This window comes from Ruegeria sp. CH5 (assembly GCF_056537025.1).
Window position 1 is genome coordinate 251,986 of record NZ_JBQFQT010000002.1, and the last position, 26,288, is coordinate 278,273.

At 61.7% G+C, this 26,288-nt stretch carries 31 protein-coding genes; 18 read left to right on the forward strand and 13 right to left on the reverse strand.

Annotated features, from left to right (window positions below; all coding sequences use genetic code 11):
- Positions 1-198: 198 nt before the first annotated feature.
- From ACR0JC_RS08580 to ACR0JC_RS08605, 6 genes are all read left to right on the forward strand, one after another.
- Positions 199-759 (forward strand): F0F1 ATP synthase subunit delta, encoded by a 561-nt coding sequence (locus ACR0JC_RS08580; RefSeq protein WP_093965027.1) that lies wholly within the window; start codon positions 199-201, stop codon positions 757-759.
- The gene (gene atpA / locus ACR0JC_RS08585) at positions 760-2,298 is read left to right on the forward strand and encodes a F0F1 ATP synthase subunit alpha (RefSeq protein ID WP_170339951.1); all 1,539 of its coding nucleotides are present in this window, start codon (positions 760-762) and stop codon (positions 2,296-2,298) included. It begins immediately after the preceding gene.
- A gap of 12 nt (positions 2,299-2,310) precedes the next feature.
- Positions 2,311-3,186, forward strand: coding sequence for a F0F1 ATP synthase subunit gamma (locus tag ACR0JC_RS08590; protein WP_170340529.1), 876 nt, complete (start codon positions 2,311-2,313; stop codon positions 3,184-3,186).
- Between the two features lie 20 nt (positions 3,187-3,206).
- Entirely contained in the window at positions 3,207-4,631 is a 1,425-nt protein-coding gene (gene atpD / locus ACR0JC_RS08595) for a F0F1 ATP synthase subunit beta (RefSeq protein WP_093964636.1), read from the forward strand.
- Positions 4,632-4,643: 12 nt separating this feature from the next.
- Complete coding sequence (locus ACR0JC_RS08600; protein WP_149776434.1) at positions 4,644-5,054, forward strand: F0F1 ATP synthase subunit epsilon; 411 nt, start codon at positions 4,644-4,646, stop codon at positions 5,052-5,054.
- A gap of 115 nt (positions 5,055-5,169) precedes the next feature.
- Positions 5,170-5,520 carry an H-type lectin domain-containing protein gene (locus ACR0JC_RS08605; RefSeq protein ID WP_093964638.1) on the forward strand — a complete coding sequence of 117 codons (351 nt, stop codon included), beginning with the start codon at positions 5,170-5,172 and terminating at the stop codon, positions 5,518-5,520.
- Positions 5,521-5,552: 32 nt separating this feature from the next.
- Here the strand turns inward: ACR0JC_RS08605 and rpiB are convergent, their stop codons facing one another.
- Positions 5,553-5,993 (reverse strand): ribose 5-phosphate isomerase B, encoded by a 441-nt coding sequence (rpiB, locus tag ACR0JC_RS08610; protein ID WP_170340531.1) that lies wholly within the window; start codon positions 5,991-5,993, stop codon positions 5,553-5,555.
- Between the two features lie 21 nt (positions 5,994-6,014).
- Positions 6,015-7,034: a ribose-phosphate pyrophosphokinase gene (locus tag ACR0JC_RS08615; RefSeq protein WP_093964640.1), complete on the reverse strand. Its 1,020-nt coding sequence runs from the start codon at positions 7,032-7,034 to the stop codon at positions 6,015-6,017.
- A 107-nt stretch (positions 7,035-7,141) separates the two neighbouring features.
- Here ACR0JC_RS08615 and ACR0JC_RS08620 point away from each other — a divergent pair, with 107 nt between their 5' ends.
- On the forward strand, positions 7,142-7,744 hold the full coding sequence (locus ACR0JC_RS08620; protein ID WP_170340534.1) for a 2-hydroxychromene-2-carboxylate isomerase: 603 nt from the start codon (positions 7,142-7,144) through the stop codon (positions 7,742-7,744).
- Positions 7,741-8,553 (forward strand): alpha/beta fold hydrolase, encoded by an 813-nt coding sequence (locus ACR0JC_RS08625; protein WP_170340537.1) that lies wholly within the window; start codon positions 7,741-7,743, stop codon positions 8,551-8,553. Before ACR0JC_RS08620 ends, ACR0JC_RS08625 begins: the two co-directional genes overlap by 4 nt.
- Here ACR0JC_RS08625 and ACR0JC_RS08630 read toward each other — a convergent pair.
- The 8 genes from ACR0JC_RS08630 to ACR0JC_RS08665 form a co-directional block, all read right to left on the reverse strand.
- Positions 8,550-9,584, reverse strand: a complete 1,035-nt coding sequence (locus ACR0JC_RS08630; RefSeq protein WP_170340541.1) for a threonine aldolase family protein — start codon at positions 9,582-9,584, stop codon at positions 8,550-8,552. The two genes, ACR0JC_RS08625 and ACR0JC_RS08630, sit on opposite strands and share 4 nt — an antisense overlap.
- On the reverse strand, positions 9,584-10,057 hold the full coding sequence (locus ACR0JC_RS08635; protein ID WP_170340543.1) for a YcgN family cysteine cluster protein: 474 nt from the start codon (positions 10,055-10,057) through the stop codon (positions 9,584-9,586). The genes ACR0JC_RS08630 and ACR0JC_RS08635 overlap by 1 nt, the downstream gene beginning before the upstream one ends.
- A complete protein-coding gene (locus ACR0JC_RS08640; RefSeq protein WP_170340545.1) occupies positions 10,054-10,986 on the reverse strand; it encodes a bifunctional riboflavin kinase/FAD synthetase in 933 nt (310 codons plus the stop codon). The genes ACR0JC_RS08635 and ACR0JC_RS08640 overlap by 4 nt, the downstream gene beginning before the upstream one ends.
- 80 nt (positions 10,987-11,066) lie before the next feature.
- Complete coding sequence (locus tag ACR0JC_RS08645) at positions 11,067-11,510, reverse strand: MaoC family dehydratase (RefSeq protein ID WP_170339967.1); 444 nt, start codon at positions 11,508-11,510, stop codon at positions 11,067-11,069.
- Positions 11,511-11,611: 101 nt separating this feature from the next.
- Positions 11,612-12,487: a TIGR01459 family HAD-type hydrolase gene (locus ACR0JC_RS08650; RefSeq protein ID WP_170340548.1), complete on the reverse strand. Its 876-nt coding sequence runs from the start codon at positions 12,485-12,487 to the stop codon at positions 11,612-11,614.
- A gap of 84 nt (positions 12,488-12,571) precedes the next feature.
- Positions 12,572-13,663, reverse strand: coding sequence for a DUF389 domain-containing protein (locus ACR0JC_RS08655; protein ID WP_480763776.1), 1,092 nt, complete (start codon positions 13,661-13,663; stop codon positions 12,572-12,574).
- A 108-nt stretch (positions 13,664-13,771) separates the two neighbouring features.
- Entirely contained in the window at positions 13,772-14,692 is a 921-nt protein-coding gene (locus ACR0JC_RS08660) for a manganese-dependent inorganic pyrophosphatase (protein WP_480763778.1), read from the reverse strand.
- A 110-nt stretch (positions 14,693-14,802) separates the two neighbouring features.
- A complete protein-coding gene (locus tag ACR0JC_RS08665) occupies positions 14,803-15,786 on the reverse strand; it encodes a TraB/GumN family protein (RefSeq protein ID WP_480763780.1) in 984 nt (327 codons plus the stop codon).
- A 115-nt stretch (positions 15,787-15,901) separates the two neighbouring features.
- On the opposite strand from ACR0JC_RS08665, the gene ACR0JC_RS08670 reads away from it, so the two are divergent.
- From ACR0JC_RS08670 to ACR0JC_RS08695, 6 genes are all read left to right on the forward strand, one after another.
- Positions 15,902-16,576 carry a DUF2161 domain-containing phosphodiesterase gene (locus ACR0JC_RS08670; RefSeq protein WP_170340556.1) on the forward strand — a complete coding sequence of 225 codons (675 nt, stop codon included), beginning with the start codon at positions 15,902-15,904 and terminating at the stop codon, positions 16,574-16,576.
- A 166-nt stretch (positions 16,577-16,742) separates the two neighbouring features.
- Positions 16,743-17,030 carry a co-chaperone GroES gene (groES, locus tag ACR0JC_RS08675; RefSeq protein WP_093964650.1) on the forward strand — a complete coding sequence of 96 codons (288 nt, stop codon included), beginning with the start codon at positions 16,743-16,745 and terminating at the stop codon, positions 17,028-17,030.
- A 57-nt stretch (positions 17,031-17,087) separates the two neighbouring features.
- Positions 17,088-18,731, forward strand: a complete 1,644-nt coding sequence (gene groL, locus ACR0JC_RS08680) for a chaperonin GroEL (protein ID WP_170339978.1) — start codon at positions 17,088-17,090, stop codon at positions 18,729-18,731.
- Between the two features lie 221 nt (positions 18,732-18,952).
- Positions 18,953-19,795: a DMT family transporter gene (locus tag ACR0JC_RS08685; RefSeq protein WP_170340558.1), complete on the forward strand. Its 843-nt coding sequence runs from the start codon at positions 18,953-18,955 to the stop codon at positions 19,793-19,795.
- Positions 19,796-19,833: 38 nt separating this feature from the next.
- Positions 19,834-20,607, forward strand: a complete 774-nt coding sequence (locus ACR0JC_RS08690; RefSeq protein WP_170340560.1) for an alpha/beta fold hydrolase — start codon at positions 19,834-19,836, stop codon at positions 20,605-20,607.
- The gene (locus ACR0JC_RS08695; RefSeq protein ID WP_170340563.1) at positions 20,604-21,764 is read left to right on the forward strand and encodes an alpha-D-ribose 1-methylphosphonate 5-triphosphate diphosphatase; all 1,161 of its coding nucleotides are present in this window, start codon (positions 20,604-20,606) and stop codon (positions 21,762-21,764) included. The genes ACR0JC_RS08690 and ACR0JC_RS08695 overlap by 4 nt, the downstream gene beginning before the upstream one ends.
- On the opposite strand, the gene ACR0JC_RS08700 is transcribed toward ACR0JC_RS08695, so the two are convergent.
- The 3 genes from ACR0JC_RS08700 to ACR0JC_RS08710 form a co-directional block, all read right to left on the reverse strand.
- Positions 21,761-22,828: a 5-(carboxyamino)imidazole ribonucleotide synthase gene (locus ACR0JC_RS08700; RefSeq protein WP_170340566.1), complete on the reverse strand. Its 1,068-nt coding sequence runs from the start codon at positions 22,826-22,828 to the stop codon at positions 21,761-21,763. The two genes, ACR0JC_RS08695 and ACR0JC_RS08700, sit on opposite strands and share 4 nt — an antisense overlap.
- The gene (gene purE / locus ACR0JC_RS08705; protein WP_093964656.1) at positions 22,821-23,309 is read right to left on the reverse strand and encodes a 5-(carboxyamino)imidazole ribonucleotide mutase; all 489 of its coding nucleotides are present in this window, start codon (positions 23,307-23,309) and stop codon (positions 22,821-22,823) included. The genes ACR0JC_RS08700 and purE overlap by 8 nt, the downstream gene beginning before the upstream one ends.
- Before the next feature lie 81 nt (positions 23,310-23,390).
- Complete coding sequence (locus tag ACR0JC_RS08710) at positions 23,391-23,615, reverse strand: YdcH family protein (RefSeq protein ID WP_005981552.1); 225 nt, start codon at positions 23,613-23,615, stop codon at positions 23,391-23,393.
- A 165-nt stretch (positions 23,616-23,780) separates the two neighbouring features.
- On the opposite strand from ACR0JC_RS08710, the gene ACR0JC_RS08715 reads away from it, so the two are divergent.
- The 4 genes from ACR0JC_RS08715 to ACR0JC_RS08730 all read left to right on the forward strand — a co-directional run bounded on the left by ACR0JC_RS08715 (position 23,781) and on the right by ACR0JC_RS08730 (position 26,283).
- Positions 23,781-24,194 carry an Hsp20 family protein gene (locus ACR0JC_RS08715; RefSeq protein ID WP_093964658.1) on the forward strand — a complete coding sequence of 138 codons (414 nt, stop codon included), beginning with the start codon at positions 23,781-23,783 and terminating at the stop codon, positions 24,192-24,194.
- A 3-nt stretch (positions 24,195-24,197) separates the two neighbouring features.
- The gene (locus ACR0JC_RS08720) at positions 24,198-24,422 is read left to right on the forward strand and encodes a DUF1150 family protein (protein WP_093964659.1); all 225 of its coding nucleotides are present in this window, start codon (positions 24,198-24,200) and stop codon (positions 24,420-24,422) included.
- A gap of 107 nt (positions 24,423-24,529) precedes the next feature.
- Complete coding sequence (locus ACR0JC_RS08725) at positions 24,530-25,417, forward strand: PhzF family phenazine biosynthesis protein (protein ID WP_170340573.1); 888 nt, start codon at positions 24,530-24,532, stop codon at positions 25,415-25,417.
- Positions 25,414-26,283 (forward strand): hypothetical protein, encoded by an 870-nt coding sequence (locus ACR0JC_RS08730; RefSeq protein ID WP_170340575.1) that lies wholly within the window; start codon positions 25,414-25,416, stop codon positions 26,281-26,283. The genes ACR0JC_RS08725 and ACR0JC_RS08730 overlap by 4 nt, the downstream gene beginning before the upstream one ends.
- The last annotated feature ends 5 nt before the right edge of the window (positions 26,284-26,288 follow it).

A 26,288-nucleotide genomic window follows, 5' to 3' on the forward strand; every position in this document is an offset into this window, starting at 1 on the left:
CGTCGCAGTTTCCTTAACCAATTGAAAAGAAAGATTTTGTGGATAAAGCTGACCCCGGCATAACATATTGCTAGGTGGCTTAGGCTCTGCTACATCCCCGGTGATTTTGATCCCCGCCCTTTCAGGACGGGGTTTCCTCACGCCCCCGGTTCAGCTGCCGCACGCGAAATCGGGGCCCAAAATATCGGAAGGGTGGACGTGTCCGAACCAGCTTCGATTTCGACGGGCATAGCCAAACGCTATGCAACGGCGATCTTCGAGATCGCAAAAGAGAACAAGGACCTTGCAGGTCTGGAAACCGGCATCAATGACCTTTCGGCTGCATTGAGTGAAAGCGCGGACCTGCGCGAGGTGATCTCTTCGCCGCTGATCTCTCGGGCCGACCAGCAGGCGGCCATCACCGCCGTGGCCGACAAGATGGGCCTGCACCCGATCATGCGCAACACGCTGGCTCTGATGGCGCAGAAGCGCCGTCTGTTCGTGCTGCCGCAGCTGATCAAGGTTCTGCGCGAAATGCTGGCCGACGAGCGCGGCGAAGTGACTGCCGAAGTTGCCTCGGCCAAGGCGCTGACCAAGACCCAGCTGGAAAAACTGTCCAAGACACTGTCCGAGCGCGTGGGCAAGGACGTGACCATCAATGCGACCGTCGATGAAAGCCTCATCGGTGGTCTTGTCGTCAAAGTGGGCTCGCAGATGATCGACAGTTCGATCCGCTCCAAGCTCAACTCCCTACAGAATGCAATGAAAGAGGTCGGATAAATGGGTATCCAAGCCGCAGAGATTTCTGCAATCCTGAAAGACCAGATCAAGAATTTTGGTCAAGAAGCGGAGGTGGCCGAAATCGGCCGCGTGCTGAGCGTCGGTGACGGTATTGCCCGTGTTTACGGCCTGGACAATGTGCAGGCGGGTGAGATGGTCGAGTTCCCCGGCGGCATCATGGGCATGGCGCTGAACCTCGAAGCCGACAACGTCGGTGTCGTGATCTTCGGCTCGGACCGTGACATCAAGGAAGGTGACACCGTCAAGCGCACCAACTCGATCGTGGACGTTCCGGTTGGTGATGAACTGCTGGGCCGCGTTGTTGACGGCCTGGGCAACCCGCTGGACGGCAAAGGCCCGATCAATGCCAAGCAGCGCGGCGTCGCAGACGTCAAGGCGCCGGGCATCATCCCGCGTAAGTCGGTGCACGAGCCGATGGCGACCGGTCTGAAGTCGGTTGACGCGATGATCCCGATCGGCCGTGGCCAGCGTGAGCTGATCATCGGGGACCGTCAGACCGGCAAGACCGCAGTGGCTCTGGACACCATCCTGAACCAGAAGGTCTACAACGAAGCCGCTGGCGACGATGAATCGAAGAAGCTGTACTGCGTCTACGTGGCCATCGGCCAGAAGCGTTCGACCGTGGCTCAGCTGGTGAAGAAACTGGAGGAATCCGGCGCCATCGAATACTCGATCGTCGTGGCCGCAACCGCGTCCGACCCGGCACCGATGCAGTTCCTGGCACCCTATGCCGCAACCGCGATGGCCGAATACTTCCGCGACAACGGCCGCCACGCTCTGATCATCTATGATGACCTGTCCAAGCAGGCCGTCGCCTATCGTCAGATGTCGCTGCTGCTGCGTCGTCCGCCGGGGCGCGAAGCCTATCCGGGTGACGTTTTCTACCTGCACTCGCGCCTGCTGGAGCGTTCGGCCAAGCTGAACGAAGACTTCGGCGCCGGTTCGCTGACCGCTCTGCCGGTCATTGAAACCCAGGGCGGCGACGTTTCGGCCTTTATTCCGACCAACGTGATCTCGATCACCGACGGCCAGATCTTCCTGGAAACCGAGCTGTTCTATCAGGGCATCCGCCCCGCCGTGAACACCGGTCTGTCGGTTTCGCGTGTGGGTTCGTCGGCTCAGACCAACGCGATGAAGTCGGTCGCCGGTCCGGTGAAACTGGAACTGGCCCAGTACCGTGAAATGGCTGCATTTGCGCAGTTCGGTTCCGACCTGGACGCCGCAACCCAGCAGCTGCTGAACCGTGGTGCGCGTCTGACCGAGCTGATGAAGCAGCCGCAGTACTCGCCGCTGACCAACGCGGAAATCGTCTGCGTGATCTTCGCCGGCACCAACGGCTATCTCGACAAGATCGACGTTTCGGACGTTGGCCGCTACGAAGCTGGTCTGCTGGCGCATCTGCGCGGTAAGCATGCCGATCTGCTGCAGTGGATCACCGACGAAGATCCCAAGATCAAGGGCGAGGCTGCCGACAAGATCAAGGCTGCGCTGGACGAATACGCCGCAACCTTCGCTTAAGGAGACGCGGCGATGCCAAGTCTAAAGGACCTTAAAAACAGGATCGAGTCGGTCAAATCGACCCGCAAGATCACCAAGGCCATGCAGATGGTCGCGGCTGCAAAACTGCGCCGCGCCCAGGAATCTGCCGAAGCCTCGCGCCCCTATGCGGAGCGGTTCAATGCCGTGATGGCGGGGTTGGCAGCATCGGTCGGGGGCAGCGACAGCGCCCCCAAGCTGCTGCGCGGCACGGGCAGCGACGATGTTCACCTTCTGGTCGTCATGACGGCCGAGCGTGGGCTCTGCGGCGGCTTCAACTCGAACATTTCCAAGTTGGCTCGCGCCAAGGCGGATGAGCTTCGCGGCAAGGGCAAGACGGTCAAGATCCTGACCGTCGGCAAGAAAGGCCGCGACGCACTCAAACGTGAATATGGCGATCTGTTCGTGGGCCACATCGACCTGAGCGAGGTCAAGCGTATCGGCTATGCCAATGCGCAGGACATCGCAAAGGACATCCTGTCGCGTTTTGACGCGGGTGAGTTCGACGTTGCCACGATCTTCTATGCGAAGTTCCAGAACGTCGTGACCCAGATCCCGACGGCCCAGCAGATCATCCCCGCCTCGTTCGAGGACACCGAAGGGGACGACAGCGGCGCCGTGTTCGATTACGAGCCCAGCGAAGAGGCCATCCTGGCCGAATTGCTGCCCAAGGGGGTCGCCACGGCGATCTTCTCGGCTCTGCTTGAAAACGGGGCCTCGGAACAGGGTGCACGGATGTCCGCGATGGACAACGCGACACGCAATGCGGGCGAGATGATCGACAAGCTGACGATCCAGTTCAACCGCTCACGTCAGGCCGTGATCACCAACGAGCTGATTGAAATCATTTCCGGCGCCGAAGCGCTGTAGAGACAAACCGGAGACGAAACATGGCGAATGCAAAAGGCAAAGTCACACAGATCATCGGGGCCGTCGTCGACGTGCACTTCGAAGATCAGTTGCCTGAAATTCTGAACGCACTTGAAACTGAAAACAACGGCAAGCGCCTGGTGCTGGAAGTTGCCCAGCACCTGGGTGAAAACACCGTCCGTACCATCGCGATGGACGCGACCGAAGGTCTGGTCCGTGGCGCGGACGTTGTCGACACCGGCGCACCGATCTCGGTTCCGGTTGGCAACGCCACCCTGGGCCGCATCCTGAACGTCGTCGGCGAGCCGATCGACGAAAAGGGCCCGGTCGAAGCGACTGAAACCCGTGCCATCCACCAACCCGCGCCCGAATTCGACGAACAGTCGACGGAGTCGGAAATCCTGGTCACCGGCATCAAGGTGGTTGACCTGCTGGCGCCCTACGCCAAAGGCGGCAAGATCGGCCTGTTCGGCGGCGCCGGTGTGGGCAAGACCGTTCTGATCATGGAACTGATCAACAACATCGCAAAAGTGCACTCGGGCTTCTCGGTTTTCGCAGGTGTTGGTGAACGGACCCGTGAAGGGAACGACCTGTACCACGAGATGATCGAATCGAACGTCATCAAGCCCGACAACCTGTCGGAAAGCCAGGTGGCTCTGGTCTACGGTCAGATGAACGAACCTCCGGGGGCGCGTGCCCGTGTTGCTCTGACCGGCCTGACCCTGGCCGAGCAGTTCCGCGACCAGTCCGGTACCGACGTTCTGTTCTTCGTCGACAACATCTTCCGCTTCACGCAGGCGGGCTCCGAGGTGTCGGCTCTGCTGGGTCGTATTCCTTCGGCGGTGGGCTACCAGCCGACGCTGGCCACCGACATGGGCGCCCTGCAGGAACGCATCACCTCGACCAAGAAGGGCTCGATCACCTCGGTGCAGGCGATCTACGTGCCTGCGGACGACCTGACCGACCCCGCGCCGGCAACCTCGTTCGCCCACCTGGACGCAACCACCGTTCTGAACCGTGCGATCTCGGAAAAGGGTATTTACCCGGCCGTGGACCCGCTCGACTCGACCTCGCGCCTGCTTGACCCGGCCATCGTCGGCGAGCGTCACTACAAGGTTGCGACCGACGTTCAGCAGATCCTCCAGCGCTACAAGTCGCTGCAGGACATCATTGCCATCCTCGGCATGGACGAACTGTCGGAAGAGGACAAGCTGACTGTGGCCCGCGCCCGTAAGATCGAGCGCTTCCTGTCGCAGCCGTTCGACGTGGCCGAAGTCTTCACCGGTTCGCCGGGTGTGCAGGTTCCGCTGGAAGTCACCATCGACTCGTTCGAGCGTGTCGTGGCCGGCGAATTCGACCACCTGCCCGAAGCGGCCTTCCTGATGGTTGGCGGCATCGACGAAGTGATCGCCAAAGCCGAGAAGATGGCCGCAGCAGCTGCCTAAGGAGTATCCCCGATGGCAAACACGATGCAATTCGACCTCGTCAGCCCGGAGCGGAGCCTTGCTTCGCTTCAGGCCAGCGCGGTCCAGATTCCCGGCGCGGACGGGGACATGACGGCGATGCCCGATCATGCCCCCACCATCACCACGCTGCGTCCGGGCATCCTGAAGGTCGAAGCGCCCGAAGGGTCCAGCGAATACCTGGTCACCGGCGGGTTTGCCCAGATCAACGGAGATGCCCTGTCGGTACTGGCCGAAAAGGCCATCCCGGTTGACGAAGTGACCCGCACGCATCTGGACGAGCTGATTGCCGAGGCGCGCGCCTCGCACGAGGCCGCGAAGGAAAACGGCGAACAGACCATTGTCGACGAGGCAGCCAAGCTGCTGGCGGACATGGAAGCGCTGGGAACGCATATGAGCCTGTAACGGCTGATGCACCGTCAGAATTGGAAACGGCCCTGCTGCTGCGGGGCCGTTTTTTTGTCGTGATTTCGCCGAAAGGTCAGGATAAGTTGCGGAAATTCATAGGAATTGATGCGCAATGAAGAAATTCTTGACCCACCCCATCGGAATTGACCGAGGTGAAGAGGTTCTGTTCTCGGAATTCGCAGATGGTGGAGACATGTGGACCGGCGAGGGGCCGCGGGAACGACGCCGGCCCGTCACCTTCAGCCAACCCTTCCGGACCCCGCCCGTCGTGCAGATTGGAGTGTCCTTGTGGGATGTCGATACCTCTTCGGCCTTGCGCGCCGAGCTGCTGTCCGAAAATGTTACAACCACGGGCTTTGATGCGGTGTTCCGGACGTGGTCGGACACCCGTATCGCCCGGATCCGTGTGGCATGGACCGCGATAGGGGAAGTTGCCCACGAGGACGACTGGGATATCTCCTGACCCGCCGTTCCCAGCGGGCGCTCCGTAATGATTTAGGGTTCGATCATCGCCACGCGTTTCGCGTGCCGGCCGCCTTCGAATTCGGTGCTCAGAAAGGCATCGACAATATCCAGCGCCAATCCAGTGCCAACAACACGCGCACCGATCGACAACATGTTGGCGTCATTGTGCTGGCGGATCATGCGGGCAGAGAACGTATCCGAACAGACGCCGCAGCGGATGCCGGGAACCTTGTTTGCAGCCATCATGATACCTTGCCCCGTGCCGCACAGGACAATGCCCAATTGGCACTCGCCCGAGACGACGGCCTCGGCGGCGGCTTTGCCGTGCTTGGGGTAATCGGTGCTTTCGGGGCTGTCAGGGCCGAGATCCAGAACGTCCCAGCCTTGTGCCGCTGCAAAAGCGGCAACTTCCTTGCGCAGGTCGATGGCAGCGTGATCGCTGGAAAGAACCAGACGTTTGTTGGCGGTCATGGGAATGGCTTTCCGGTTTCTTCAGTCTGTGTGGTACAGGGATTCGTAGATCGGGATCAGGGTCTTGTCTTCGAACAGCGACGACACTGATGTGCCCTGCCAGATGTTCAGAATGGCCTGTGTGAAGATCGGGGCCGTCGGCACCGTGCGGATATTCTTGGCCTTCTTGATGTCTTCGGTCGGCATGATCGTGTCGGTCAAAACAAGCGATTTCATCACCGAGTTCGAGACGCGTTCAACAGCCGGGCCGCTCATGACGCCATGGGTGATGTACGAGTGAACCTCGCGTGCGCCGTTGTCTATCAGCACCTGCGCCGCTTTGCACAGCGTACCGGCCGTGTCGCAAATGTCGTCGACGATCAGGCAGATCTTGTCCTTCACGTCGCCGATCACGGTCATCTCGGCCACTTCCCCGGCTTTTTCCCGTCGTTTGTCGACGATCGACAGAGGAGCGCTGATCCGCTTGGCCAACTCGCGGGCACGAGCCACACCGCCGACGTCCGGCGAAACCACCATCAGGTCGTCCATCTGGTCGCGGAACTGGTCCTTCACGTCCAGCGCAAAGATCGGAGAGGCATACAGGTTGTCGACCGGCATGTCGAAGAACCCTTGGATCTGTGCCGCATGCAGGTCCATCGTCAGGATGCGTTCGATCCCAGCACCGGTCAGCATGTTGGCCACCAGCTTGGCGCTGATCGGGGTGCGCGCCTTGGTGCGGCGATCCTGGCGGGCATATCCGAAATAGGGGATAACCGCGGTGATCCGCGCCGCCGACGATCGGCGCAGCGCATCGGCGATGATCAGTAGCTCCATCAGGTTGTCATTGGCCGGGTTCGAGGTGGGCTGGATGATGAACATGTCCTCGCCCCGGACGTTCTCGAAAACCTCGACAAAGATCTCGCCATCGTTGAACCGTTCGACCCGCGCATCGACCAGACGCTGGTTGACGCCGCGGTGCAGGCTCATGCGGCGCGCGATGGTTTCGGCAAGCGGAAGGTTTGCGTTCCCAGCAATAAGCTTGGGTTCGTGATGTGTCGGCATCGGCTGAGGTCCCCGGGCAGCAGTGGCAATGTGACAGATTCGTGATGTTGACACCGCTTAGCATGGCCTTACGGTTCCGCAAAGGTAACTGGGTGGAGAAAGTGCACATGGCCGACATTGACTACTTTTTTGCGACACTGTCGCCCTATTCCTATCTCGCCGGGCTGCGGCTGGAGGAGATCGCGGCCAAGCACGGCGCCACCATCGCCTACAAGCCGGTCGACATCATTGCGCTGTTCGGGCGCACCGGCGGCGTGCCCCCTAAAGACCGCCACCCGTCGCGCATCGAATACCGGGCGCAGGAACTGGTGCGTCAGGCCAAAAAGACGGGCCTGCCGTTCAACCTGCAACCTGCACATTGGCCGACCAACGCGGCGCCGTCCTCATACGCCATCATCGCGGCCATTCAGGATGGGTCGGGTGATGTGGGAAAACTCTGCCATTCTTTTCTGCGCGCCTGCTGGGCCGAGGACAAGGACATCGCACAGGACGACGTGATCCGTAACTGTCTGGCCGGAGCGGGCTTTGATCCGGCGCTGGCCGACAGCGGACTGCTGGTCGGGGCCGAGACCTATGCGGCCAACCTCGAAGAGGCGGTGGACCGCGGCGTGTTCGGCGCGCCTTTCTATATCACGCAGGACGATCAGCGGTTCTGGGGGCAGGACCGGCTTGACGATCTGGACGAGCATCTGGCGACGCTCAAAGCATGACCGTGGCCAAGGCCGTGCTGCCGCCCGTACACGTTCGCACTCTTGGGGCGGGTGCTCGCAAGGTGCTGGCGCTGCATTGCACGATTGCGCATTCTGGTGCGTGGTCCGGTCTGGCGGCCGCTTTGGGCGACCAGGCGACACTGACTGCACCCGACATGCTGTCGCACGGACGCAGCCCGGAATGGGACGGGCAGGGAGATTTCTTCGACCTGACCACAGCTTTGTCGCGGGCGCAGTTGAGCGAACCGATGGACGTGATCGGGCACAGTTTCGGCGCGATGGTCGCCCTGCGGCTGGCCATCGAATACCCGGACCGTGTGCGCAGCGCCGTTCTGATCGAGCCGGTGTTCTTTGCGGTCGCCCACCAAGACGCGCCAGCGCTTGCGGCGCGGCACGCGGCCGAATCCCAGCCATACAAGACTGCCCTTGCCGAAGGCGACGCGCCCCGGGCCGCTCGTCTGTTCAACCGCATGTGGGGCACGACCGACCGTAGCCCGCGCTGGCCGGACCTGCCGGAGCGAACCCGAAATGCGATGATCCGAGGTGTTGGCGTGGTCGGCGCGGTCGAGGGGCCGCTGTTCCGCGACACCACCGGCCTGCTGGCCCCGACGGCCATGGCGCGGGCCGACATGCCGATCCTGCTGCTGCATGGATCGGCCTCGCACCCGATCATGGCCGTGGTCAATGCCGGGCTTTGCGCCCGCTTGCCCAATGCGCAGCAGGGCGTTGTTGAGGGGGCAGGGCATATGCTGCCCATCTCGCACCCGGGCGAGACGGCAGCGCAGATCGACGAATTCTGGCGCGCCTAGAGCAACGCCAGGAACCGGTCGATTTCTTCGGTCGGTGTCGACCAGTCGCAGACGAACCGGCAGGCCAGCATTTCGTCCTCGTCCGGGCCGTCCAGTGGGTCGCCCCACAGGTGATATACGGCACCGACCGCGTGCAGGCGCTTGTGCAGGCTGCGGGGAAAGCTGGCAAAAATGATGTTGGCTTGGGGTTCATGCAGGAACTGCGCACCCGCAGCCCGCAGCCCATCGGCCAGACGCGCGCAATTGGCGTTGGCCTTACGGGCCGAGCGCAGCCACAGATCATCGCGCAGATAGGCCGCCATCTGGGCCGACAGATACCGGTGCTTGGAAAACAGATGCGCCCCGCGCTTGCGGCGCAACTCGAACTCCCAGGCCTTGCTGTCGTCGAAGAAGATCACCACCTCGACCCCCATCAGCCCATTCTTGGTGCCGCCAAAGCTGACCGCATCCACGCCCGCCTTCCACGTCATCTCGGCCGGGGAACAATTCAGCGCGACCAGCGCATTTGTGAACCGAGCGCCATCCATGTGGACGGGCAGGCCGAACGCCTTGGCGACCCCGCACAGGGCCTGCAGTTCGGCCAGCGAATAGACCGAGCCGCGCTCGGTCACCTGCGTGATCGACACTGGCCCGCGTTGCGGCCCGTGCACGCCGCGGGTCTCTTCAGCGGCGATGGTGCGGCGCAGTGCATCCGGCTGCATCTTGTCGCCGCCCGGAACCAGCGTCAGCTTGGCGCCGGTGTAGAATTCGGGCGCGTTGCACTCGTCCTCATGAATATGCGCGACGGGCGAGCAGAATATGGTCTCCCACGGCTGCGACAGGGTCGCCAGAGCCAGCGAGTTGGCCGCCGTTCCGGTCGCCACCAGATAGACCGCTGCCCCGGGCGCCTCGAAGATGGCGCGAATCCGGTCGCGCACTTCGTTCATCAGGTCATCGGCGCCATAGGCCATCTGATAGCCCTGATTGGCCTCGGCCAGTGCGGTCAGAACTTCGGGGTGGACGGGCCCGGAATTGTCAGAGGCGAAATGCATCAGGTTGGCTCCTCGATAATATAGTCTTCCCACTCTTCCTCGGGCGTCTCGAATTCGGACACGGTAAGCCCTTGAACCGAAACGCCGGCGGCGTGGACGCTGTCGGGCGACCCTGATAGCAACGGGTGCCAATCGTAAAGGGGCTTGCCCTCCCACAACAGGCGGTAGGCGCAGGTCTGGGGCAACCAGTAGGCGTGTTCGTGAATGTTGTCCGGGCGCATGACGATGCATTCCGGTACGAACTGGTGGCGGATGTCATACTGGGTGCATCGGCACGTCGCGTCATCCAGCAGCCGGCAGGCGACACGGGTCAGGGCAACCTCGCCACTGTCCTCGTCTTCAAGCTTGTTCAGACAGCATTTGCCGCAGCCGTCGCACAGGGCTTCCCATTCGCGCGGGTTCATCTTCTGCAGGGGTTTGCGCTCCCAGAAACGCGGGGCCAGCCCGGCGCGGTCGATCGGATCCTTGCTCATGTCGCGGCCAGGATCTTGCGCGCGCGATCGCAGTCTTCGGTCATCTGGGCGATCAGAGCATCGAGGCCGTCAAAGGTCATCTCGGGGCGCAGGAATTCGACCAGACCCACCGAGAGGGTCGCCCCATAAAGATCGCCGGAGAAGTCGAACAGGAAGGTTTCGATATTCGGCACCTCGCCATGGAACATCGGCCGCACCCCGACCGAGGCCGCACCGTGATAGCTGCCGGCATGTGGGCCATCCAGCACGTCGACCAGAACCGCGTAGACGCCGAATTTTGGGGGGTGGATTCCTTCGATCGACATATTGGCCGTGGGAAAGCCCAATTCGCGGCCGCGCTGTTCGCCGCCGATAACCTCGCCTTCGATCCGGTGCCAGTGGCCTAGCATGGCCGCCGCGTCCCGCGGGCGGCCGTCGCTCAGGGCTTGCCGGATCGCGGTGGACGAGACCACGTGATCGGATTGCTGCATCAATGGGGCGATGGTGACACCGAACCCCATCTGCTGGCCAAACTGCACCATGTCCTGCGCGGTGCCGCTGCGGCCTTTACCGAAACAGAAATCGGCCCCGATCACCACATGGGCCAGACCCAAGCCTTGGCAGATCACGTTGGTGGCGAATTCCTCGGGCGTCAGTCCGGCAAGCGCGGCGTTGAACGGCAGTTCGTACAGCTTCTGCACGCCCAGCTTCTCTAGCCGGTGCGCACGCGCATTGCCGCGCATCAGACGAAAGGGCGGGGCATCGGGGGCGAAATACTCGCGCGGGTGCGGCTCGAACGTCAGAACGCCCAAGGGTGCCTCGGGGCATGCCTGCCGGGCCAGATCGATCACCGACTGGTGGCCAATATGAACGCCGTCGAAATTCCCGATCGCAACGCTGGCGCTGCGGTCTTCTGGGTCTACAAACTGGAAATCCCGGATGATCTGCATGGGGCTTGCCTAGCGGGACTGTCCGCCGGGTTCAAGCGGCAGTTCCGGACCAGCGTCCAGTGGGGCGTCAAAACCTGCCGTCAGTCGAATTTCCGTGATGGAGCCAAAACCATCGCCTCGCCAATCAGAACCTTCTTGCCGTCTACTGCGCAATGGCAATCCAGCTTGACCCGGCGCTTGGCGAAGTCGATGTCGATCACCTTGACTTCGGCATAAACCGTGTCGCCGGGGCGGACCGGCGCAAGGAATTTGAGCGACTGCCCCATGTAGACGGTCCCATGGCCCGGAAGCTGTTCACCAATCACGGCCGAGATCAGACCGGCGGTCAGCATCCCGTGGGCGATGCGCCCTTCGAAGATCGTATCGCGGGCATAGTCGTCATCCAGATGCACCGGGTTCCGGTCGGTCGAGACCTGGGCAAACATCTCGATGTCTTCGTCCGTCACCACTTTGCGCAGGTAGCGGGTCATGCCCATTTCTATGTCTTCGATGCAGATCGTTCCGCGCGGAAGATTGTCCAACATGTTGCCCTCACTATGCATCGGCCCGGCAACAAAAAATCACCAACGACCCAAGGTTGGCAACTTTATTACTTCGCAGCTGCAGAAAATCAAGCGTTTTCTGCCTAGCGCAGACGGCCGATCGTATAAGTTGGGTTGATGTTTTCCTTGGAAATATAATCGCTTAAAGCATCCGGATCCGGCTGGTGCGACGTTTTTGTTTCCGATGCGGCCAGACCGCCGCTGATGAACAGGGAATCAATTCCCTCTCCCATGCCGCCGGCGATGTCGGTATGCGGACCGTCGCCGATGGCCAGAATCTCGTCATCCGGCACGTCCGTTCCCAGCGCATGCAGGCGACGCCGGGCCAGATCATAAATGGGCGGGTGTGGTTTGCCGAAATACAGGCTCTCGCCGCCCATTTCAGTATAAAGCTTGGCCAGCGCACCGGCGCACCATTCCCGAACTTCGCCCCGATCGACGACGATATCGGGATTGGCGCACAGCAGCTTCAGGCCTTTCTGCTTGGCATACAGGAAGTCCGGCCGATTCACGGCCGGATCGGCCATCGGGTCGAACGGGCCACAGCAGACGATCCCCTCGGCCTGGTCCAGCGGCACACGTTCGATGTGGATCGGGTGTTCCAGGATTTTCAGCGGCTCGAAGAAGCCGGCGTCGCGCTCCCATTCACCCATGAAATAGACTTTCTCACCCACGGCTCCGCGGAACATGGCGGATCGGGCCGAGTCACCACTGGTCGCGATGGTGTCGTAGCAGTCCGCGGGGACGTTGAACTGTTTCAACTGCTCGGCAACCCCGGCACGCGGCTTCGGAGAGTTGGTCACCAACACAACCTTGCCGCCCCGGTCGCGATAAGCCTTCAGCGCGGCAACAGCCTCAGGGTAGGCGGTGATGCCGTTGTGGACGCAGCCCCACAGATCCACGAACAGAGCCTTGTAACGGTCGGAAATCTGGTCAAGCGCGGAGATGATCTGGGTCATGCGGGCCTCGGGCTGTTGAAACGGCGTTGCGCCACCTATGGCAAAGCTGGCCCCGCTTGACCAGAGGCAGCCGGATGCAGGCCGTCATTCCTCGTCGCTCAACTTTTCGATATCCGGGGCCTGTTGCACGGTTTCGGTGCCAAGAATGACCTGCGCGCCGATGCGGGTCTGGTACCGGATGACGGCGAGGTAGCCGGGGCCAAGTTCATCCTGCAAGACGTCGACCAACGACGTTTCCCGCAGGCTCTCGGGCAACAGCCCGGCAACGGACGAGACCTTGAATTGCGCCTCGGGCGGCAGATCGACGATCACCCAAACCTCGGCCCGTTTGCGCTTGGCATTCACGTCGATGCGGATGATCTCGACCGATACCGGGTCCGCCCAGTCGCGGATCGCTTGCGCAACCTCGGCCTCGGTACGGGTTTCCAGGTAACGGTTGTAAGTCGATTTGCCCAACTGGACCACGACGAGGGCCAGGAACGCCATGGTTATGACCACACCGGCAGTAAAGTTGAGCTTGCGCCGGCCCTTGCCGAATGCAACCGACCTTGCGGCATAGACGATGTAGACCGCGCAGGCCGACAGAACGATCGCACCAAGGTTGGTCGCGAACAAAAGACCCGCCTCGTAGGCGTCGGCGGGTTCCCCGAAATACAGCAGGATCCCGGACGCGGACAATGGCGGAACCAGAGACACGCCGATGGCGGCGCCGGGCAACAGGCTCAGTTCGGCCTTGTTGATCTGAACGTATGCGCCGGCCACGCCGGCCGCGAGCGCCACTATCAGGTCTTCGGTGCCCGGGTCGGTGCGGGCCAAGACCTGATCGGGGATCAGGATGCCGCGCGGGACATCGGCCAGATAAACCAGGATCCAGGCCATCAGAACGCACAGTACCGCCGCAATGCAGACCGTCAGGGTCAGAACGAAAGCGCGTTTCAGCCAGCCCATGACCATCGCAGCCGCAATGCCCAGAATTGGTGTCATCAGCGGCGCGACCAACATCGCGGCGATGACCACGGCGCCAGAGTTCCGCAGAAGGCCCATGGTTGCGATGATCACGGAAAGGGTTAGCAGCATGGCAAAGCGCCGCCAATAGGCAAGCCTGTCGCCGCCTTCGAACAGCAGAATGCTGCGTGTCGTGCTGTATTTCCGTGTGACCACCGTGTCTCGACCCACCCTGTCCCTGCGTCCAGCCTAGCAACGATTTGCCATCCGGCAAACCTTTCGACGCGCAAACAAAAAAGGCGCCCGGTGGGGGCGCCTTTCGCTGAACTGTGAACGGGATCAGACCTTGAGGTTCGGGATGATCTGCTTCTTGCGGCTCATGATGCCCGGCAGAACAACCGTGTCGCCGGACACCGAAGCGTCAAAGCTTTTCTCGGCAACCGATTTGACCAGGTCGTTCGGCACCAACAGGGTGGCCTCTTCGTTCAGGATGTCGACGACGAACAGCAGCACCTGGTCCACACCGTCTTCCTTCGCCACCTCGACCATCGACTGGGCCAAGCTGTCCTTGCGGTCAAGCACCACGCCCGGCGCGGTAGTTTCCAGAACGGACACGCGGAACTTAGTGCCGTCGACCTCGTATTCCTTGCTGTCCATGCGGATCAGTTCGGCGTCCGAGAAAGACGATACGTCCGATTTCGCGGCGAACATGTCGGCAGCATAGGCCGAAACATCCAGACCCAGCTCGGCGGCCAGCTTCTCGGCCACTTCGCGGTCATGCGCAGTGGTGGTAGGCGAGCGGAACTCCAGCGTGTCCGACAGGATGCAGGTCAGGGCCGCGCCTTTGACGGCCTCGGGCATCTTGGCGGCGTCGTCGCCCATCAGGTCGATCATGATGGTTGCCGTGCAGGCCAGCGGACGAACGGTAATGTCGATCGGGCCTTTGGTTTCCAGCCCACCAACCAGCTTGTGGTGGTCGATGATGGCGCGGATATCGGCATTGTTGACATTGGCAGGCAGCTCGGCCGGGTTGTTGGTGTCAACGATGACGACGGGCGCATCGGTCTCGACATCCTCGATGATGCGCGGCTTGGGCAGGTTCCAGCGCTGCAGCATGAAGGCGGCTTCGGTGTTCGGCTCGCCCAGCAGGACGGCCTCGGCCTTTTCGCCTTTGACTTCGTTCAGATACCAAGCCCACAGGATCGGCGATCCGGTCGAGTCGGTGTCGGGAGATTTGTGGCCAAATACTTGGGTGGTCATGTCTGTTTCCTGCACATAAGGAGTTTGCGCGCCTTATAGGGTGGTCCATTGGCGTTGTCACCCGGCAGAAACACGGCTGCGACGGTTGGTCTGACAGAAGCGCTGACCGCTCAGAACTGTGCGCGGCTCAGTTGATATCCGGCGCGTTCCAGCTGTTGCAAGAGTCCATGGTCTCCACCCAGATGGCCGGCACCAACCGCGATCACCGCCGTCTGGTTTTCGATGGTCAGGATCGTTTCCATCCAGTTGTCGTTGCGTTGAACCAGAAGCTGGTCCTCGAATGCGGCCCATTCCTGTGCAAACACGTCAGGCGCCAGGCCCGAAGCCTCGCGCCCATATATCTTTGCGAATTGCAGGATTTCTGCGTGCTTCTCCTCGAAATATGCGCTGGCCATCGTCACCATGTGGTCATCGCCGGCGTCAAAGGCATCGACCATGCGCACCAAAGACTGCACCTGCTCTTCAAGCGTGTGGCTGTCGAAGATCGCGATCAGGTCGTCGATCTGTTCCAGAGAGTATTGCGGTTTGCCTTCAGCTTCGGCCAGTTCGGTCAGGCGCGCATCCATTCCCCGGTCTGCGTCTGGCACCTGGAGCATGCAGGGTGGCATACCCAGCATCATCGACAGGAACCAAGGGCGCAGTTTCGCGGCCATCCAACCGGGAATGCCGCGTGCCGAAAGCGCCTTGGAAATGACGGCCCAGTCCTCTTCGCTCATCAGATCGATCAGAGTTGGTCCCGAGTTGATCAGAACCGGGCTGAAATCCTTGGCCAGGTCTTGTTCGAAAGCGGACATGTCGGATTGGGTGATCTCGAAATAAAACGCGTCCGCCTCGCTCAACGTAGGCGCCAACCGCTCCACCACCGGGCCCATTCGCGGATCGTTGACGTGCAATGTGCCGATCAGATGCAAAACAGTGCTGTCCTTCTGCGCAATCCAGTGATTTCCTTCGGGATATGCCATCTGACTGGTCGCCGCGTTCAACTCGGCTCGGGCCTCAGGCGTCATGTCTTGCCGCAAATCGCGCCCGTCACAGGCGGCATGGGCCACAATTGGATGCAGAGCAGAAAGCAGGGCAAAAAGAAACACGCGCATCGAGACCATTCCGATTGTGGCTGAAAGAACTTGGGAACAGATAGCCACTCCCGCCTACCGCGCGCAAGCCGTGTATCCGTATGGCGTTTCTCTGAAAAAACCATAGCATGGCGTCATGAACCGCGAACAGGATCTCTATCCTCCGATCAAGGCGCTATTGCAGCGGCAAGGGTACACCGTGAAAGGAGAGGTCGGCGCCGCCGACATCGTGGCCGTCAAGCCCGGTTGTGATCCAGTGATCGTTGAATTGAAGCTGAGATTTTCGCTGGCCTTATTCCATCAGGCCGTGACCCGGTTGAAGGTATCGGATCAGGTCTATGTGGCCGTCTGCAAGCCTACCGGCCGGTCGGCGCGCAGGGCGCTGCGGGACAACCTGTCCCTGTGTCGTCGGTTGGGGCTGGGTTTGATCACCGTTCGTGCGGATGGACGGGTCGAAGTCCATTGTGACCCCGGCCCCTATGCGCCGCGAAAGAACAAGGCCAAAGCTGCGCGACTGCTGCGCGAGTTCGAGCGGTTGGAAGGGGATCCGAACTCAGGTGGGGCAACCCGGCACGGAATCGTAACTGCCTATCGGCAGGATGCCCTGAAATGTGCCGCGCATCTGGCCGAACACGGGGCGACCAAAGGTGCTGAGGTCGCCAGTGCCACCGGCGTTGCGGCCGCGACGCGCCTCATGCGCGAAAACCATTATGGCTGGTTCGAAAAGGTGGCAAAGGGCGTCTATGAACTGTCGCCTTCCGGGTCCGAAGGTCTGAAGCACTGGGCTTACAGCTGGGAAGACCCGACCTGACCAGGCCGGCCTCAGGCTGCGCGCGAAAAAAATTCATCACCGATTGTTGACTCGCCGGAAATCACCCCCTAGCTATGCGTCGTTAGCACTCGACCAAGCTGAGTGCTAACGCCCCGCAAGACCGCGGGGGGAGGAAAACAACCTTTGAGCCCAAGGAGCTGCAAAGATGGCATTGAAACCGCTTCATGACCGCGTGCTGGTTCGCCGTACCGAAAGCGAAGAGAAAACCGCAGGCGGCCTGATCATTCCCGACAGCGCAAAAGAAAAGCCCAGCGAAGGCGAAGTCGTTGCAACCGGCGAAGGCGCGCGGAAAGACAGCGGCGAACTGATCGCGATGGCTGTGAAGCCCGGCGACAAGATCCTGTTCGGCAAATGGTCCGGCACCGAGGTCCACGTCGACGGCGAAGAGCTGCTGATGATGAAAGAAAGCGACATCATGGGGATCATCGAGTAACGCGCACGCGCTTGCTCTGATCTTCATTTCAAACACATTTCTCGAGGAGAAAAAGACATGTCTGCAAAGGACGTCAAGTTCGACACCGATGCCCGCAACCGCATGCTGAAGGGTGTGAACATCCTGGCGGATGCTGTGAAGGTGACCCTCGGCCCCAAAGGCCGCAACGTGGTTCTGGACAAATCCTTCGGCGCGCCGCGCATCACCAAAGACGGTGTTTCGGTCGCCAAGGAAATCGAACTGGAAGACAAGTTCGAGAACATGGGCGCGCAAATGGTGAAAGAAGTCGCCAGCCGCACCAATGACGAAGCCGGTGACGGCACCACCACCGCGACCGTTCTGGCTCAGGCCATCGTCAAGGAAGGCCTCAAGCAGGTTGCTGCCGGCCTGAACCCGATGGACCTGAAGCGCGGCATCGACATGGCAACCGCCAAAGTCGTCGAAGAAATCAAGAACGCTGCCCGCGAAGTCAAAGACAGCGACGAAGTCGCGCAGGTTGGTACCATCTCGGCTAACGGCGAAGCTGAAATCGGCCGCCAGATCGCAGACGCGATGCAGAAGGTTGGCAACGAAGGCGTCATCACCGTCGAAGAGAACAAAGGTCTGGAAACCGAGACCGACGTCGTCGAAGGTATGCAGTTCGACCGTGGCTACCTGTCGCCCTACTTCGTCACCAACGCTGACAAGATGGTCGCCGAGCTGGAAGACTGCATGATCCTGCTGCACGAGAAGAAACTCTCGTCGCTGCAGCCGATGGTTCCGCTGCTCGAGCAGGTGATCCAGTCGCAGAAGCCGCTGCTGATCATCGCCGAGGACGTTGAAGGCGAAGCGCTGGCAACTCTGGTTGTCAACAAGCTGCGCGGTGGTCTGAAGATCGCTGCCGTCAAGGCTCCGGGCTTCGGCGATCGCCGCAAGGCAATGCTGCAGGACATCGCAATCCTGACCGGCGGTCAGGTCATCAGCGAAGACCTGGGCATGAAGCTGGAAAACGTCACCATGGACATGCTTGGCACCGCCAAGAAAGTGTCGATCACCAAGGACGAAACCACCATCGTCGACGGTGCTGGCGAGAAGGCCGAGATCGAAGCACGCGTTGCCCAGATCCGTACCCAGATCGAAGAAACCACCAGCGACTACGACCGTGAGAAGCTGCAAGAGCGCGTTGCCAAACTGGCAGGCGGTGTTGCTGTTATCCGCGTCGGTGGCATGACCGAAGTTGAAGTGAAAGAGCGCAAGGACCGTGTGGACGACGCTCTGAACGCAACGCGCGCCGCCGTTCAGGAAGGTGTCGTCGTGGGTGGCGGTGTTGCCCTGGTTCAGGCCGGCAAGGCTCTGGCCGATCTGAAAGGTGTCAACGCCGATCAGGACGCCGGTATCAACATCGTTCGCAAGGCCATCGAAGCGCCGCTGCGTCAGATTGCTGAAAACGCAGGTGTCGACGGTGCCGTCGTTGCCGGCAAGGTGCGCGAGTCCTCGGACACCGCCTTCGGCTTCAACGCTCAGACCGAAGAATATGGCGACATGTTCAAGTTCGGCGTGATCGACCCGGCCAAAGTGGTGCGTACCGCTCTGGAAGACGCAGCCTCGGTTGCAGGTCTGCTGATCACCACCGAAGCCATGGTTGCCGACAAGCCCGCCAAAGAAGGTGCAGGCGCCGGTGCTGGCATGCCCGACATGGGCGGCATGGGCGGCATGATGTAAGACTGTCCGGGTTCGCGTCAGCGAATTCAGACAACCCGCAAGGGAAAGTCTTACCGAAATTTTCAGCGGGGTCGCCTTCGGGCGGCCCCGTTTTGGTTTATTTCAGTAATCCGCGGGGTTTCGGCCGGCGCTGCTTGCAATTCTGGGGATCGCCGCAGCCGGTCACGCGGAAGCGCAGGAAAGCGGGTGTCCATTGTGTGCAGACACGATATTGGTTGGGCATGCAGCTGTTTCTTCTGACCGCCCTGACAATGTGTGCCTTTGCGGCCAATTCCATCCTGAACCGGTTGGCCGTGGAGAGCGGAGCCAGCGACCCGGCAAGTTTTGCCGTTGTTCGTGTGCTCTGTGGTGCGCTCGTTCTTTGCGCTTTGGTCGTGTCGCGGGGTGGCACCCTGCGGGTGTTCGACAGGCGCCGAGTGATCGGAGCAGGCTCCTTGTCGCTTTACATGGTCGGGTTCTCGGTGGCCTATCTGTCACTTGATGCGGGATTGGGCGCCTTGATCCTGTTTGCGGTGGTCCAGATCTCGATGTTTCTGGCCGGCACCCTGACGGGGGCGATCCCGACTTTTCGACAGGTGGCGGGGGCAGCAATTGCAATGGCCGGATTGGCCTGGGTTCTGTGGCCAGGCGCTGAGGCACGTGTTGACCCGACAGGGGCAGCCTTGATGGCCGCCGCAGGGGTCGGGTGGGCTGCGTATTCGATTGCTGGTCGGTCCGAGCCCGATGCGCTGGCGGGAACGGCCTCGAACTTTGTGGTGGCCCTGCCGGTGACCGCTGGCATTTTGATCGCCGGCGCTCCGGCGTGGAACTTGACCTGGGCGGGTTTGGGGCTGGCGGCCGTATCTGGCGGCGTAACCTCGGGGTTGGGGTACGCCCTGTGGTATCGCCTGCTGCCCCAGTTGGCGCCTGCGGTTGCAGCCGTAGTGCAGCTGAGCGTCCCGGTGATTGCGATCATTGCAGGTGTGGCGCTGCTCGGCGAGCAACTGAGCCTGCGGCTGATGGCAGGGGCAGGGTTGGTTTTGGGCGGTATTGCATTGGCAGTTATGCGCGTGAGGCGGCGCTAGGTCTTTCCTCTCTGAAGAATAGCGATTATCTGGCAGCCATGCGGATCCTGTTTTTCATATTGCTTTTCCTGATGCCGATCGCCGCGCAGGCAAAATGCGTTGTCCTGCTGCATGGGCTTGCCCGGACCGAAGCATCGTTTTCGGTCATGGAGCAGTTGTTCAAGGTGCACGGGTACACCGTTGTGCGGCCGGGTTATCGCTCGACGGATCTTCCGATTCCGGAACTGGCCGACCGGACCATACCCGAGGCGTTTGCGGCGTGCGGAGATGACACCGTCAACGTTGTTGCGCATTCGATGGGGGGTATCCTGTTGCGCTACTGGCTGCAGGATCACCATCCGCAGAATCTGGGCCGCGTCGTCATGCTTGGCCCGCCCAACCAAGGCAGCCAATTGGTCGATGAACTGGGCGATTGGGAAGTGTTCGGTCTGTTGAACGGCCCCGCCGGCCTGCAGCTGGGTACGGGTCCCGAAGGTATTCCGCGTCGCCTGCCACCGGTCGACTTCGAGCTGGGGGTGATTGCAGGCGAGAACTCCTTGAATCCGGTCTTTTCGTCGCTGGTTGATGGACCGGATGACGGCAAGGTCGCTGTCGAAGAAACCAAAGTCCAGGGCATGACCGACCACATCGTGCTGCCGGTGACGCATACGTTCATGATGAACAACCCGCAGGTCATGGCGCAGGCTTTGCACTTCATCGAGTTCGGTGAGTTCGATCCCAACATAACCTGGCTGGACGGTGTGATGGACATCATTGATGAGATCTGCATCGGAGAGGACTGCGCCGAACCCGCCTCGGAACCCACACGATGACCGCATTGGAACTGACCTTTTCCGGGGCGCAGGTTCTGCACCCTGATCGCGGACTTGTCAGTGACGATCTCTCAATCGCGGACGGCTTGATCCAAGAAGGCGGCGGTGCGCCGGTCGTTGATCTGAGCGGCTATCTGGTCCTGCCGGGCATCATCGACCTGCACGGGGACGGGTTCGAGCGTCACATCGCCCCGCGCCGGGGGGCCATGAAGCAGATGGACGAGGGCATCCGCGCCGCCGAGGCCGAACTGGCAGCCAATGGCATCACCACCGCCGTGCTGGCGCAGTTCTACAGCTGGGAGGGCGGCGTACGCGGCCCAAAGTTCGCCGCCGACGTGTTCCGCGCGATCGCGGCGGTGAAGGGCAGCGTGGTCACGGACCTGATTCCGCAGTTGCGGTTCGAAACCCACCTGCTGGATGACTATGCCGACCTGCCGGGGCGCATCGCCGACTGGCAGGTGCCCTATGTCGTGTTCAACGATCATCTGCCCCATGACCGTCTGGCACAGGGACGCACCCCGCCGCGTTTGACCGGGCAGGCGCTCAAGGCCGGTCGCAGCCCCGAGGTGCATCTGAAGATGCTGCAGGACATGCACGCCCGCACCTCCGAGGTTCCCGCCGCGCTTGATGCGCTGTGCGCGGCGCTGACCCGGCAAGGTGTGCGTCTGGGCAGTCATGACGACGCGACGGCAGAGGCACGTTCCCAATGGCGCAAACGCGGCGTGCATATCGCCGAATTTCCCGAAACGCTCGAGGCGGCCGAGGCAGCCAAGGCTGCGGGCGATCACGTCATTCTGGGCTCGCCCAACGTGGTGCGGGGGGGATCGCACAAGGGCAATGTCAGCGCGCTGGATCTGATCGCCATGGGGCTGTGCGATGCGCTGGCGTCGGATTACCACTATCCCAGCCCGCGCAGGGCGGCGCTGATGCTGATGAAATCGGGGTTGCTGGATCTGGCGGGCGCTTGGGCGCTGGTGTCGTCGGGGCCCGCGCGGGTGCTTGGCCTCGGGGACCGGGGGTCGCTGCAACCCGGCAAACGCGCCGATCTGGTCATTCTGGACGCCGAAACGCAGCGCGTGGCGGCAACCATCGCCGGCGGCCGGGTCAGTTTCCTGTCGGGGGATATCGCCGGGCGGTTTGTCGCCGCGGCACGCTAGCGTTTGATCCGGTTGAAATGGCCCATTTTGCGGCCCGGCTTGACCTCGGCCTTGCCATACAGGTGCAGGGCCACGTCGCGCTGTTGCGCAAGCTCGGGTACGCGGTCCATGTCGTCGCCGATCAGGTTCTCCATCACCACATCCGCGTGACGCTGCCCGTCGCCCAGCGGCCAGCCGGCCACGGCGCGGATATGCTGCTCGAACTGATCGACTGCACAGCCGTTCTGCGTCCAGTGGCCCGAGTTGTGAACGCGCGGCGCGATCTCGTTCACGATCAGGCCCTGCGGCGTCACGAACAGTTCGACCCCCATGACGCCGACATAGTCCAGCGCGTTCAGGATATTCGCGGCCAGCAGCACCGCGTCGGTCCGCAGGGCGGGGGACAGGCGCGCGGGCACCGTGGTCGTGTGCAGGATTCCGTCGCGATGCACGTTCTCGCCGGGGTCGAAGCAGGCCACCTGGCCGTCCAGCCCGCGGGCGGCAATGATCGACACCTCGTGACTGAAATTGACGAAGCCTTCCAGAATCGCGGGCGCGCCCTGCATGTCGGCCAGCGCGGTCCGGGCGTCCTCGGGCGACTTCAGCCGCGCCTGCCCTTTGCCGTCATAGCCGAAGCGGCGGGTCTTGAGGATGGCCGGCGTGCCGATCCGTTCGATGGCGGCCTGCAGACTGTCCAGGTCGGTCACATCGGCAAAGGGTGCGGTGTTCAGGCCCAGGCCTTGCAGGAATGTCTTTTCGGTCAGCCGGTCCTGACTGACCCGCAGCGCCTCGCGTCCCGGGCGGATGGGACGGTGCGATTCCAGAACGTCCAGCGCCTCGGTTGGGATGTTTTCGAACTCGTAGGTGATGACGTCGACGGATTGCGCAAAAGCGGTCAGCGCCTCGGCATCCTCATAAGGTGCGGTGGTCACGCGATGCGCCACCTGGCCCGCCGGCGGGTTGGCGCCCGGCTCCAAGATATGGGTCACGAAACCCAGCCGCGCCGCGGCCATCGACAGCATCCGCCCCAGCTGGCCGCCGCCCAGAATTCCGATCACCGCGCCGGGCTGCAAGGGGTTACTCATCGCGGGGCTCCTCGGGGATCGAGTCCGACAGCGCCGCGCGCCAAACTTCCAGCCGGTCGGCCAGGGCTGAGTCCTGCAGGGCCAGAATAGCAGCGGCCATCAGGCCGGCATTGGCGCCGCCGGCCGATCCGATGGCCATGGTCGCAACCGGGAAACCCTTGGGCATCTGCACGATGGAATAGAGCGAGTCGACACCGGACAGCGCCCGCGTCTGAACTGGAACGCCGATCACCGGTACCCGCGTCTTGGACGCCATCATCCCCGGCAGATGTGCGGCACCGCCAGCGCCGGCGATGATCACCTGCAGCCCGCGCTGCACAGCGGTCTTGCCGTACTCCCACAAACGATCCGGCGTGCGGTGGGCCGAGACGATCTTAGTCTCGTAGGCCACGCCCAGTTCGTCCAGTATCTCTGCAGCGCCTTTCATGGTGGGCCAGTCCGACTGGCTGCCCATGATGATTCCGACCTTGATCTCGCTCATCCGCCCTGTTCCCCGCCTGCTTTAGGAAGCGCGCACTATAGTGAAATCCGCTTGCGTGGCAATGCGGTTGACCGCGCCGGATCAAGCGATGATGTCAGGGGTCAGGCGATCCTCGATCAGCCGGATGATATCCTTCAGGCGCAGCTTCTGTTTCTTCAGCCGCTTCACCGTCAGCTGATCGGCAGTGCCGGTCGCCTCGAGCGCCTTGATCGCCTCGTCCAGGTCGCGGTGTTGTTGGCGGAACACCTCCAGTTCGACGCGCAGAACCTCGTCGGTTTTCATCGAAATGTCGGTGGGCGCGTTCATGGGCGACTCATGTGTGGCTGGTGGTGCGTGTTACACAAGATAGTGCGTTCAAGTGAATCCGCCTAGACCTTGTGGAGACACACGTTTCATCCCATATTGTCTTGTGCGCAGCTGCCGTTACGGGGCCGCGCATCACGTCGCTTTGACAAAGAAGGACGAGAAAACGTGTCAAAACTTACTCTTGGCTCATACCCGCATCTTCTGGGGTTCGAGCAGCTGGAACGCCTTCTGGAACGGTCTGCAAAGGCCGGAAACGAAGGGTATCCGCCCTACAACATCGAACAGACGTCGGATCATTCCTACCGCATTACCTTGGCCGTAGCCGGGTTTGCCGAGGACGACCTGTCGATCACCATCGAAGATCGGCAACTGGTGATCCGGGGTCGTCAGCGCGACGACAGCGAGGGGCGCGTGTTCCTGCACCGCGGCATCGCGGCCCGTCAGTTCCAGCGCATGTTCGTGCTGGCCGACGGTGTCGAGGTCGGCGAGGCCATTATGGAAAATGGCCTTCTACATATCGACCTGACCCGCGCCGTGCCCGAAACCGTTGTGCAGACGATCAACATAAGGAAGGGGTAAGCCATGAATACACCGTATGAAATCAACACCGAAGGCAATCGGATCGTCTATGTGAAGGCCGTGAACGTGGCCAATCTGCCGCACGAGGTGCGCACGCAGGTGGGTGATCTGGATCATCTTTATGCCGTTCACGATTCAGATGGGCAGCAACTGGCGCTTGTCGCCGATCGAAAGTTGGCCTTCGTACTGGCGCGGCAGCATGACCTGTCTCCGGTGGCCGTGCACTGACACGGCCACAGACCGATTCAGCGTGACAAGCGGCGCGTGAGGCGTCAAACATGCCACCCGCGGGTTTGCATTCCCGGCACTTTCTGACTGCAGACACGAGAGGGCGCATGAGCTGGTTCGACTTCGATTGGGTGGATGCCTTCAGCGACGAGGCATTCGGCGGAAATGGCTGTGCAGTCGTGCATGGTGGCGCGCATTTGCCGGAAACGGTCTGCACGGCGTTTGTCCGCGAGACGTCTTTGGTCGAATGCACATTTACCGGCCCATCGGATGTGGCGGATATTCGCGTGCGGTATTTCCTGGCCAGCCGTGAAATTCCCTTTGCCGGACACCCGACCATTGCGACCGTGGCTGCCATGCGCTCCCGTGGAATGATATCTGGTGACGCACTGACACTGGAAACCGGAGCAGGGATCGTGTCGATCCAGCTGCATGGCGACCAGATCGAGATGACCCAGATCGCGCCCGAATTCGGCACGCGGGTGCCAGAAGACCTTGTTGCCGCTGCGATCGGCCTACCTGCAAGCGCGATCATTTCGCCGCCGCAGATGGTTTCGACCGGGCTTCCATTTTGCATTACAGTTCTGCGGGATCATGCAGCCTTGCGCGCGGCACAACTGAATGTGGATGCGCTGCAGCGGGTGGCGGAAACTGCCGGATATGCCGGCTCTGACATGGCCGAACCCTTTCTGGTGACCCTGCAGGGGGCCACGGCTCAAGGGGATACGTTCTCGCGTCTGTTGCTGGCGCCGCCCAGCCCACCCGAAGATCCGTTCACCGGTTCCGCCACCGGCGCAATGGCGGCTTACCTATGGAAATACGGGCTGATGCCGAAAGACAGCTTTGTCGCCGAACAGGGCCACGACATGGGCCGCCCCGGCCACGCGACCGTAACGCGGGTCGGGCCAACGGATGCGATGACGGGTATCAAGGTTGCCGGGCGCGGGTTCGTCCTGATGCGCGGCCAGACCGACCTGCCGGACAGCCTGCAATGACAGAACCCGCCATCGCGATCCTGCCCTATGGCCACCGTCTGGGGCCGAAACTGGCCTCGGTTCCGCTGGCAGATCTGAATTGGCCGCTGGGTTGCCCCGAGCGCCTGTCAGGAAAGACCGTTGGTGACCTCGCGCCCACCGACCACCTGATCATGTATCCCAATTCCACCGTGCATCTGCGCCTGCGACGCGGCACGCGGGCTCGGATATCGCTGATGATGGGCGAGCCATCGGCCATACATGGCAAGCACGATCGGATGCTGCGCTGGACCTGGCGGCGATTTTTCCGGGTGTTCACCTTTCACGACGTATTGCTGAACAGCCTGCCCAACGCGGTTTTCCTGCCCTACGGCGTGACCCAAGTTCCCGAGTGGCAGGATCTGAGCGTCGTAAAGACGCGGTCATGTTCGCTGATCGCGTCGGCGAAGCGCGATCTGGAGGGGCACCAGCTGAGGCACAGGCTGATCGATTGGGCCCGCGACACAGGCGCTGACCTCGACATCATGGGCCGCGGCTATCAGCCGTTCGAGAACAAGTCAGACGGGTTGGCACCTTATCGTTATTCGGTCGTCATCGAAAACGTGCGCGAGAGGAACTACTTCTCGGAGAAGCTGATCGACGCCGTTCTGTGTTCGACAGTCCCGATCTATTGGGGGTGCCCCAATATCGGCGACTTCCTCGATACCGAGGGGATGATCCTGTGCGAAACCGAGGCAGACATCCAGCAGGCCGTGCAGATGCTGTCGGTGGAAGACTATGAAAAACGCCTGCCATATCTGCGGGCGATGCAGCCGCAGGCCGCCATCTATGGAGAGTTCGAACTGAGGGCTGCCGAGGCCCTGCGGGATCAGCTTTCAGCAGGCTGACTGTG